General features: G+C 57.8%; 8 protein-coding genes, 1 tRNA gene and 1 pseudogene. 9 read left to right on the forward strand and 1 reads right to left on the reverse strand.

Features of this window, described 5'->3' with window-relative positions:
- The first annotated feature begins 69 nt into the window (after window positions 1-69).
- Window positions 70-429, forward strand: a complete 360-nt coding sequence (locus tag L4923_RS27180) for a hypothetical protein (protein ID WP_239370233.1) — start codon at window positions 70-72, stop codon at window positions 427-429.
- Window positions 430-532: 103 nt separating this feature from the next.
- Here the strand turns inward: L4923_RS27180 and L4923_RS27185 are convergent, their stop codons facing one another.
- Window positions 533-1,243 carry an SIMPL domain-containing protein gene (locus tag L4923_RS27185; RefSeq protein WP_239370234.1) on the reverse strand — a complete coding sequence of 237 codons (711 nt, stop codon included), beginning with the start codon at window positions 1,241-1,243 and terminating at the stop codon, window positions 533-535.
- A 131-nt stretch (window positions 1,244-1,374) separates the two neighbouring features.
- Between L4923_RS27185 and L4923_RS27190 the strand changes: the two genes are divergently transcribed.
- The 8 genes and pseudogenes from L4923_RS27190 to L4923_RS27230 form a co-directional block, all read left to right on the forward strand.
- Window positions 1,375-1,450 (forward strand) — tRNA-Ile (locus tag L4923_RS27190).
- Between the two features lie 562 nt (window positions 1,451-2,012).
- Window positions 2,013-3,011 carry an AraC family transcriptional regulator gene (locus L4923_RS27200; protein ID WP_239370235.1) on the forward strand — a complete coding sequence of 333 codons (999 nt, stop codon included), beginning with the start codon at window positions 2,013-2,015 and terminating at the stop codon, window positions 3,009-3,011.
- 567 nt (window positions 3,012-3,578) lie between these two features.
- Window positions 3,579-3,860: a hypothetical protein gene (locus L4923_RS27205; RefSeq protein ID WP_239370236.1), complete on the forward strand. Its 282-nt coding sequence runs from the start codon at window positions 3,579-3,581 to the stop codon at window positions 3,858-3,860.
- A 289-nt stretch (window positions 3,861-4,149) separates the two neighbouring features.
- A complete protein-coding gene (locus L4923_RS27210; RefSeq protein WP_239370237.1) occupies window positions 4,150-4,395 on the forward strand; it encodes a hypothetical protein in 246 nt (81 codons plus the stop codon).
- Between the two features lie 228 nt (window positions 4,396-4,623).
- Window positions 4,624-6,336 (forward strand): type I secretion system permease/ATPase, encoded by a 1,713-nt coding sequence (locus tag L4923_RS27215; protein WP_239370238.1) that lies wholly within the window; start codon window positions 4,624-4,626, stop codon window positions 6,334-6,336.
- A 9-nt stretch (window positions 6,337-6,345) separates the two neighbouring features.
- Window positions 6,346-7,659, forward strand: coding sequence for an HlyD family type I secretion periplasmic adaptor subunit (locus L4923_RS27220; protein WP_239370239.1), 1,314 nt, complete (start codon window positions 6,346-6,348; stop codon window positions 7,657-7,659).
- A gap of 10 nt (window positions 7,660-7,669) precedes the next feature.
- Window positions 7,670-8,872, forward strand: a complete 1,203-nt coding sequence (locus tag L4923_RS27225; protein WP_239370240.1) for a hypothetical protein — start codon at window positions 7,670-7,672, stop codon at window positions 8,870-8,872.
- Between the two features lie 676 nt (window positions 8,873-9,548).
- A pseudogene (locus L4923_RS27230) lies at window positions 9,549-10,531 on the forward strand (hypothetical protein); the annotation flags it as partial.

A 10,531-nucleotide genomic window follows, 5' to 3' on the forward strand; every position in this document is an offset into this window, starting at 1 on the left:
GTTATGGTGGCATCATCGCTTCGGCGAACAGGGTTCAAAGCAGACAACGCTTCTACCAAGGAGAAGACCATGTTGACCAAGTTCAAGGCTCTCGCACTTTCGGCTTTCGTCGGTTTGGGTGCGCTCGCTGCCGTTCCTGCCACGGCACAGGCAGAAGGCATCTATCTCAACTTCGGTAGCGGTGAGCCGCGCTTCGGCGTCTACGACGGCGACCGCGATTATCGCGACTGGCGCCGTGACCGTTGGCATCGCGACCGTCGCGGCTGCTCGCCGGAATGGGCGCTGAACAAGGCCGAACGCATGGGCATCTGGCGGGCTCGCGTCGTCGACGTGAACCGCCGCGTGATCAAGGTTGCAGGTCGCCAGGATGGCGAGCGCACCATGGTCGTGTTCGGCCGCGAGCGCGGTTGCCCGGTGCTTTACCGCTAACTTGCGACTGCCCCGAAAATCCAAAAAAGACAACCCCGCAGGAGCGATCCTGCGGGGTTGTCTTTTGCATGACCGGAATGTGGTGGCCGCGGCCGCACAGCAATTATTTCAGTTCGAAAGTGACGTTGACCACGACCTTATAGGCGTTTTCGCCGGCTTGCATCGGCACGGCAGCGCCGGCCGCATCATAGGCCTTGGCGTTCATCGGCATTGGCGGCGGGGCATAGTTCTGGTCAGTGATTTCGACAACCTTGCCTACACTCACTCCGGCAGCCTCGGCCAATGTCTTGGCCTTGGCAATTGCGTCGGCCACCGCCTTCTTGCGCGCTTCGGTGATGGCGGCCGCAGGATCTTCGTTGGTGAAGGAGATGCCGCCACCTTGGTTGACACCAAGCGAGACTGCCTTGTCCAGGATTTCGCCTGTCTTGGCGATGTCGCGTACGCGCACCGACAGCGTGTTGGTGACCTGGTAGGCGACAAGTTCCGCTTCCTGGTTGCCGTCGGGCTTGTTGGGGTAGTTGTAGCGCGGGTTGATCTGGATGCCCGCCGTCTGCAGATCGCGTTCGGAGACGCCTGCCGCCTTCATGGCAGCAATCACGGCAGCCATGGCATCGTTGTTGGCATTGAGCGCCTCGCGCGCGGTCTTGGCCTCGCGCATCACGCTAAGCGATAGAAGCGCCAGATCGGGCGCGACGCTGGCTTCGCCTTCGCCGGACACGATGATGCGCGGCGGCAGCGGGGTCTCGGCCGCACCGGCGATCGCCGGCATCGCTACGGCGGCTGCGAGGGCTAGCGGTAAAAAGGCTCTGGTCATAGAAAAACTCCGTTGTTCGCCAGTGGCGAAGGCCCGATTAGGCGCCGAATATGGATTGATTTGGGCGATGTTGGCGAGAGCGCTGGTAAAGCCTTGTGCAGGGACAGGAAAAACACTATCCAGCCCGCGTGGGGCCTGTAGCTCAATGGTTAGAGCCGGCGGCTCATAACCGCTTGGTTGGGGGTTCGAGTCCCTCCGGGCCCACCATTATCGTTGTTTATTAACGCTTTATAGCGTGGTTCGCCGACAGGTTCGCCAAGCAGCGGCCGGCGTGCCACGAGCCGCACGACTCAATCCATTCGCTGGACGGCAAGCCGGACCTGCGATGCTTCGCACGAACCGAGCTCGGCATGATCGATGTCGTCATGTCTGAGCACGTCCATCAGCTGCCTGGTAGAGGCTTTCCGCTTCGGCCAGATAAACGCCGAGCGACTTGCGCAGATCATGTAATGTGAGGCTCTTCGGCAAGCCAGCAAGCTTGCACCAATGCGCCATCATTTAAGTATGCTCTAAAGTGAATGGATTGATGCTCAGTGTTTGATATTCGTTCGCCCCCAGTTGCGTCCGCAGCGGGCTCATCTCAAGTGCCGAAAATCAAAGAATATTAACTCTAGGTCCTTTCTTGGCCTTAAGTCCTATTCCCTATTGCTAATTAACCATGCTGCTTATGTAAGCTGGCGCCAAGGTAGCAATCTTTTATCTTGGAGCGGGGCTGGGAGAATATCCTGAAGTATCCGGATTTGCATTCGATGCAATGAGGTGGCCCGGTATGAACACTCTGAACCCCCCGCCCAACGAGCAGAACTTTCGGCAACACGATCCTGCTGCTTCACAGGTTCAGCATTTCAAGCAAGGTTATGTCGCCTCTTTTCGTGAATTTCCGTTGGAGGAGACCCACAGCTTCGGGCAACTCGATTCCTGTCGGACCCTTCGAACGAGTGCCGGCCGGAATTGGGACAACGTCTACATATCAAAGCAGATCGAAGATCCCAACGAAGGCAGCTTTCGGGCGAGTCCGCACCTTTTTATCAGCCTCACAAGATCGGGATCCACGCGGGTCATCTGCAACATTCAATCGCAAGAATATCGGGCGTATCTCCATCCCGGACAGTTGAGCATCCTGGCACCGAACCAGCCGGTGAATATGAAATGGGACAGGCGTATTCACACCACTCATCTTTATCTCAGAAATACATTCCTGAATGAAGTCGCAGGCGATATCACCAGAAATCAGTCATCCTCCATCGATATTGTCGGCCGGTTGGCTTTCATGGATCCCTTGCTCGAAGGATTGATCACCGCCATCGACGATGCAATGGAATTGGGGATAGAGGGAACCCGCCCTTATGTAGAGCATCTCGCACGCGCCGCGGCGTGTCACGTGCTCCGTAAATATTCGACTTTTCGGTCACCTCAGTCTTTGGAAGACTCCTCTGGAGAGCTTACTCGAAGCCAGATCGCCCGCTTCAGGGAAATGGTCGATACCCGAATGAGTCAGAAGCTGACGCTAACCGACCTTGCCGAAGGGAGTGGGCTGTCGACGGGGCATTTTGCCCATCTTTTCAAGCAGGCAACCGGGACGACACCCTACCAATATCTGCTTCATAGCCGGATCGACCGCGCGCGGTATCTGTTGGCAAAGACGTCAATGCCTGTCGTTCGCATCGCAGCGGAATGTGGATTCTCCGATCACGTGCACTTCACAAGGGTATTCTCGAAAACGGTTGGTCAACCGCCAGCTGCTTTCCGCAAGCACGGTTCGGATTGAAACAACGCAGGGCTCTGCGTCCAAATTCTGACACCCCGACCGAGGGTAAAGAATCTTCTGCTAAAATGGACTGTTCGCGCACGCCAGGGTCGGGCGCAATTTTCTTGTTGGGTTATCTCGTCGCTTATTCGCAAAAAAGGAGCATGCTGTGCCAAATCGGCACGCATTTGACGCGCTGTCGGCTGCCAGAACGGTAAATCAACGGGGGCGGTGTTGGTCAACCTGTGTAGATCAGCTTATGCATAAACCAGCGTTGGAAGCGTGCCTGTCACCATGAGAAGCTTTGTTGCCAGCTTTCCGCCGCATTCTGGTCTTTAGTACAAGAGTAACCTGAAATGACACGCAGACGAGCCCAAGCCGATTCGGTGGCTAAAGAGGTCAAGCCGGCGCCGGTGGCGCCCAAAGAGCGGTACAATTTCAAAGTTCCATGCCTCTCTGTTTCATCTTTAATCCGATTCACTGGCTGGAAGATCGAAATTCGCGGGTATTTTTGATCTTGCTTCCTTCTGGCCCGTTTCTTGCTGTCTGAGCATGGGGTCGGATCTCTCGGGAAGAGGAAGGATCAATATGGCTGTTCAAATCATCTCGGCGGCGGCCGGATTTTATGTGCTTTGGCCGGCGCCGGACACTGTACGAGGCTTCGGGCGCTCTCCAATCACGGCTTGGCAGATCATCCTCGACGATGAAGGGCTGGCGGGCTGGTCCGAGCCCGTGGTCGAAGGGGTTATATGCTCCGAGCGCTATGCGATCCTATGCCCCGACGGAACGGTGCAGGAATCGGATAGCGGCGTTTATTACGACACACTTCAGGATTGGGAGCGCGCTTCTGTTCGTAGGGCTACGGCATAGAAGCGGATTCGTCGCTCCACTGCGCTTGCGCGGGATACGATGCAAAGCCAAACGCTATGCCGGCAGCAGTATAACTATTCGGTTGTGGGACTCCCTTGGCTCCTTGTGGTGAGGCGTTTCCAGGCTCTTTATCGTGAAGCGGAGGCGTTGCGAGCGCTCAAGCCCTCGCGTTTTTTGACGATTGTCTGGAATTGTTTGCGCAAAATCGGAATTGGCCCGTAAATTCTTGACTCCTTTGGGTTCTGTGCGACGCTGATAGCGCCTAAAGTAAACTCAAAGGAGATTTCCAATGCTTAGTTTTTTATTCGGTGGCAGCAATACTGGATCTTCGACTGTCGACCAGATTAATGAATACCATTACGATCGTTCCGGCGAAGTAACCTTCGATGATGCCTACCTTAACTTTATGAATGGCGGTGGTCATCTTGGTATGGGAGCTGCTATGCTTGTCGGCAGCGCCTGGACAGGCGTCGCTCTGACACCTGCGCTGGTGCTCGATTCTCTGCAGGCTGACGACGGCGTGCATATCGCCTGATTGTTCTCCTGGACAGAACCGGCGCAGCCCTTTTTTGGCCGTCGCCAGTTCGCCGTGCAGAACGCCTCTCACGTGGCGCAAGCCGCTGCGAGGAACTGTGCCCTCGCAGCGGTCGATGCTCAGGATCTCAGGCAGTCGACGGTGAAGTGTCCGCCATTCTTTGAATGAAGGGTCTACGTCTCACACCCTGATCTTGTCCTTGTCAGAAGTAACGAAGGGCCTCCAGTCATGTCCTTGGCTGACGCAACTGCGCTGTTTCGACCGAGCAAAAAGCGCGCAGAAACTGAGATTGGCTCAGCAATAAGATCGCTTCGACCCTACATCATTGCTGTAGGCATCTTCTCGAGCACGATCAATTTACTCTATCTCAGCTCACCTCTCTATTTGATGCAGGTCTACAACCGCGTGTTGCAGAGCGAAAGCATTCCAACGCTTGTCCTGCTCACGCTTATCTTGATTGTCGCACTGCTGGTGATGGCCATCCTGGATGCCATGCGCGCTCAGATGTTGACGCGTTGCGGCATTCTGCTCGACGAAAAACTGGCGAGCCGTGTGTTTTCCGCGCTTGTGCAAAAATCATCCAGGAGCGGATATTCACTTGGAGCTCTGCCACTGCGAGAGCTGGATGAGTTCCGTGCGTTCGTCACCGGACCGGGAATCCATTTTCTGTTCGACGTCCCCTGGATTCCGCTTTATCTCATCCTTCTCTATTTCATCCATCCCATTTTAGGCGTCGTTGCTACGATTGGTGCCATTTTACTGTTGGGACTCGCTTTCCTGAACGAGGCGGTCACTCGCAAACCTATGGATGATGCGCAGGCCGCTGCCAGGCGATCTTTCGTCTTCACAGAGAACATCATGCAGCATGCGGACGTAATCCGCGCGATGGGAATGCAGTCGGCCGTGGAGCGCCACTGGCAGGGAAGTCGCGCCGGAATGCTTGTCAGGCAAGCCTTCGCGAGCGACCGCAACGCGATGATTTCGGCCGCAATCCGCTTCACGCGGCTTCTGCTTCAATCTCTGATATTGGGCACGGGCGCATGGCTTGCGATCGACCATGCCATCAATCCCGCGACGATTTTTGCCGCCAGCATCATTATGGGACGGGCAATCATACCCGTCGAACAAGCCGTAACTGCATGGAAGCAGGCAGCTACAGCGCGGACCGGCTATCAGCGGATCAGAGACCTCTTGAACGACGTTCCCGTCAGCGAGGTCAAGACGATCGTACCGACCAAAGAAACGGTGCTGGACGTGAAAAATCTCTCCTTCCGTGTCGCAGGGCGCCCGAAGCCAGTGCTGGAGGACATCTCCTTCAAGATTGGAGAAGGCGAGGCGTTGGCAGTCGTCGGTCCAAGCGCTTCCGGGAAAAGCACGCTCTCCAAATTGCTTATCGGGGCTCTTCAGCCGGCGGGAGGCGATATCTCATTTGGCGGACTGAACTATTCGCACTGGGATCAAGCAGAATTTGGCCGCATCACCGGATACCTGCCTCAGGACGTCGGATTGTTCGCCGGTAGCGTTCGGGAAAACATCTCGCGCTTCAGCGACACCTCCATCGAGCAGATCATGGAGGCGGCAACGCTCGCGGGAATCCATGAGATGGTGCTGTCGTTGCCTCAGCAGTACGACACGATGCTGGGGCCAGGCGGGCTGGGCTTGTCGGGCGGACAGCGCCAACGCATCGGGCTGGCAAGGGCTTTGCTCGGCCGCCCGCGGCTGCTGGTCCTGGACGAGCCAAATGCGCATCTGGATGTAGAAGGCGTACGCGCGCTCAGCAAAGCCTTGTTCCTTATCAAGGCGCAGGGGACGGCGGTCGTGGTGGTTACCCATCAGCCAGCCATCCTCAGCGTGGTCGATACCGTCCTGGCGCTGAATTCCGGCAAGGTCGACAGGTTTGGGCCGCCGGAGAGTTTTGCAGCTCCCGCGTTGCCAGGCTGAGGACAGCTCATGACCACCATCACAGTTCCCGACAGCGCCGCCTATCGCAATCCCTGGCGTCCCGCCGCCTGGGGGGCGGCATCGTTGCTGGCCTTCATATTGCTGGTCGTCGGCTGGGGTTATGTGGCGCCATTATCAAGTGCAGCAATTGCCGAAGGAAGCTTGCAGGTGCAGGCGCAGAGGCAGTCGGTGGCGCATCCCTACGGTGGTGTCATCTCCAGGCTCCTCGTCTCGGAAGGCCAGCATGTCGAGCGCGGTCAACCATTGATCGAGCTCGATGGGACGGAATCTCGAGCCAAGCTCGATATAGCCAAGGCCGAGGTCATGACCTTGGTGGCTCGTCAGGCGCGTTTGTTTTGCGAGCGCGACAACGCCGATTCCAGCTGCCTCGAAAAGTTCCGGGCGAAAGCCAACCCATCCGAGGGAATGGAAGAAACGGTCGCGAACGAATCTGCAGTGAAGATCGCTCGAGCCCATCAGTATGAAGCCGAGAAAGGGATGCTCGTCTCGAAGGTCGCACAGCTTCGCGAGAAGATCGCCGGATTGCAGTCGCAAAAAGAGGGGCTTTCGAAGCAGAACGCCTTGATGACCGAAGAGATGGAAGGCGCCCGGAAGTTGGCGAAGTCGGGGTTCGCTCCCAAGACACGCGTTCTCGAACTGGAAAGAGCCGCCGCTCGCATCCTTGCCGATATGGGTTCGCGCACAGCCGAGATTTCCACCGCCACGCAGGAAATAGGCGAGGCCGAGCTTGCCATTGCCAAGCTTGACCATTCGCGGATCAACGAGATCGTCGATCTGATCCGGACGACCCAATCGTCGTTGGCCGAGGCCATGCCAAAATTCAAGGCAGCACAGGATGTGATGGATCGAACGGTGATCAAATCGCCCGTCAGCGGATCGATCGTCGATTTGTCCGTATTCACGGAAGGCGGGGTCATTCAGGCCGGTCAGCGACTGATGGACATTGTTCCCGCCGACAATCCGATGATTGTCGAAGCCCGGTTGCCGCTCTCCGACATCAATGGTGTCAAAGCAGGAGCTGCCGCCAACATCTGGCTGACCGGGGTGCCAAGAAATGAACGCCCGCAGCTTCGCGGCGAAATAATCAGCATTTCGGCGGACAAGATCACGGATTCGCGCTCCGGGCTCAACTACTTCGCGATCCGCACCAAGATCAATTCCGATGACCTCCGCAATTCCACGATCCCTCTGCAGCCGGGAATGCCGGCAGAAGTGGTGGTCACGAACGGATCCCGCACCCTGATAGCTTACCTGCTTGGACCGCTTCTTGATGAAGTCGGGCACGCTTTTCGAGAGGAATGAGGATCAATCCATGGCAAATGTGGACAAATTGGATGGCCGCAAGGGCCGTCGTTCAGACAGCAAAACCGAAATTGTAAAGGCCGACAACACGCTGAATTTTGCACTGACGGCCGGCGCTGTCGGGTTGGGTATCGCGTTGCTCGAAATGGAGCAGGCTGCCGCCGGGACGGATTCCAAGTCAGGCTTGCCTGTTGATGAGGATCGCAAATCAGACACTTCCGTTTCTGCTGATCAAGTGGTGCCGGACATCGACCACTCGAGAACAGCCAATTATGCGGTCCAAGAGAACCTCGCGGATGGTGGATTGGCAGCTGCAAGTGGAGACGAGATCCGTGCGGAGACTGCTGCTGCGTTGAAATCGGAAGGCTCGCCTGAGACTGTGCAGAAGGCGTCGGAAGCCGCATCCGCACTGGCTGCAACTGATGACGTAGCTCTGGAAAGTACGGCGCATGGCATGGCGACCGCGAGCGCATCTGCGGGTACCGGCCCTTCGGCATCGGCGGTTCATGCGAATTCTGGAGGCGGCGGAACGTTCGGGGACGCACACGGCGCATCATCTATCATCAGTTCGACAATAACGACTGTTGCTCCTTCCGACGGTGCCTTGGATGGCGCCGGAAAAGTACTGCATGTGGTCGAAGGTGTCGCAGACAGCCTGCTTGGAGACAGCGGGGTGCTCGATATCGCGCCGGTGATCACAGGTGCTGTCGACAGCCTTGTCGGCAGGGATGGCGTTTTGGGAAGCCTGGTGGGCGACCATAGTGGCGATGTCATTGCAGGTCTGGCCGGCACCGGCGACGCGGTCGTTGACGGTTTGGTCGGGCAGGACGGCACCCTCGACGGCCTGGTTGGCAGCGGTGGTGGTGGGCTCCTTTCGACCTTGATCGGCAGCCATCAAGGTATTCTGAGTGGGCTTCTTGGCACTGGCTCGGCGTCGGCGCCAGGTGAGGCCAAGACAGCATCCGATAGTGCTGCCTCGACGCAAGATGCGGCCTCGACACAGAACATTGTAGCGACGGCCACCCAGGTGCATGCCGATCCTGGAGCGGCATCAAATATGTTTGAGATGGCGCACTCGGCGCTTCAAATCACCGAAGGCGTTGCCGATGTGATCACGCCGATACTGACATTTGTCGGCCAGCCGATCATCGAGGACGACGCACACGCCGATACAGACCACTCAACCAATGCGTCGACTCACCATGTCGCTTAAGTAGACGCGTCGCCGCCTGCCTGTGGCTCGGCAGCAGCGACGGTTTCGAGATTGACATCGCCGGGGATCGTACAGCGGCAGCATGGTTTGACGGTTGCCGGCCGGCGGTTCATGTCGCGTTCTTTCACGAGCCCATAAAGGGAAATGGCAGATCGTTTCAGTCAATACTTCCGGATAATAGACAATGACGTCCCTCAGCATATGTGACAGAGTTTGATTATCGGATTTGATATAGCTGTTTAATAGGAGATTTTTCGAATGAGGAATTGCGTTTAGGAGAGACCTTAAGTCTTCACTTTATTCAAAGTAATTGTTCGTTTTATGCACGAAACGTGTCGGCATTAACGCCGACACGGAGATACCTCTTTTGATTGGAAAGTTTTTCTTGGTTTGCCGTGTGCAGACCGTGAGCGCGCTTGCGTGCGCCAAACTCAGCTGAGGAGGCAACGGACGTGGCAATTTCAGCATCCCAAATTGGCGTCTGGGGCGGCAACCGTCGCTGTACCCGTAGCACCGGGCACAATGCTTCCTGTTCCGGTGAATCCCAAACTGTTCGTCGGTCCGAGCAACCCGCGGGGCCCAGCACGACAATCCTTCATCTGCAGATCAAATCGGGTGCGCCCATGCCACTGGCTGCGCGCTGCACCGCAGGAAACAACTGACAGGAGAGTGTACCATGGCTAGCATCAGCAGGCGTTCTCATTTCCTCCTTTCCACGGCAACAGCTGCGTTGTTGACGGCGGTGGTCGCCCAAGTGGACAGCGCTGATGCTCGCGATCGAGCGGGTGGTGGCGTTGGTGGTTCGGTTGGTGGCTCGGTCGGAGGCCTCGGAGGCTCGCTGGGCGGGCCTTCGGTCGGCGGTAAATCGACTGGTGGCGGCCTTTCCGTTGGCGGCGCTTCGATCGGAGGCTCGGCCTCGGTCGGTGGTGCCTCAATCGGAGGCTCCGCCTCGATTGGTGGCCCTTCGGTCGGTGGCGCCTCAATCGGAGGCTCCGCCTCGATTGGCGGCCCTTCGGTCGGTGGCGCCTCAATCGGAGGCTCCGCCTCGATTGGCGGCCCTTCCGTCGGTGGCGCTTCGATCGGGGGCTCGGCCTCGGTTGGTGGTGCTTCGATCGGCGGTTCAGCTTCGGTTGGCGGTAAGTCGTCTGGTAGCGGCCCCTCCATTGGCGGCAAATCGGCAGCAGGGGCCTCGGTAGGGGGCCGGTCTTCAAGAGGCGCTTCGATAGGCGGTAAAGCCTCTGTCGGTGGCAAAACGTCAAGAGGTGGCCCTTCGATAGGGGGCAAGTCCAGCGGTAAAGCTTCAGTCGGCGGCAAGTCGTCCAGAGACGCTGCTTCGGTGGGCGGTAAGGCTGGCGGCAAAGCCTCGGCTGGCGGCAAGTCGTCAAGAGATGGCGCTTCGATGGGCGGTAAGGCTGGTGGCAAAGCCTCGGCCGGCGGCAAGTCGTCAAGAGGTAGCGCTTCGATAGGTGGTAAGTCTGGTGGCCGCGCTTCGACGGGTGGAAAGTCAGTTGGTGCGAGCCGCGGCAGTGTTAGCGGCGGTATCGGCGGCTCCCTGGGTGGCGCGATCGGCGGTGTGGCGGGAGGTCTGAGCGGCGGAATCGGTGGTATTGGTGGTGTCGGCGGCGGCACTGGTGGTCTTGGCGGTGCCTTGGGTGGCGC

Origin of the sequence: Terribium retamae (assembly GCF_022347545.1) — a bacterium.
Classification (GTDB): domain Bacteria; phylum Pseudomonadota; class Alphaproteobacteria; order Rhizobiales; family Rhizobiaceae; genus Mesorhizobium; species Mesorhizobium retamae.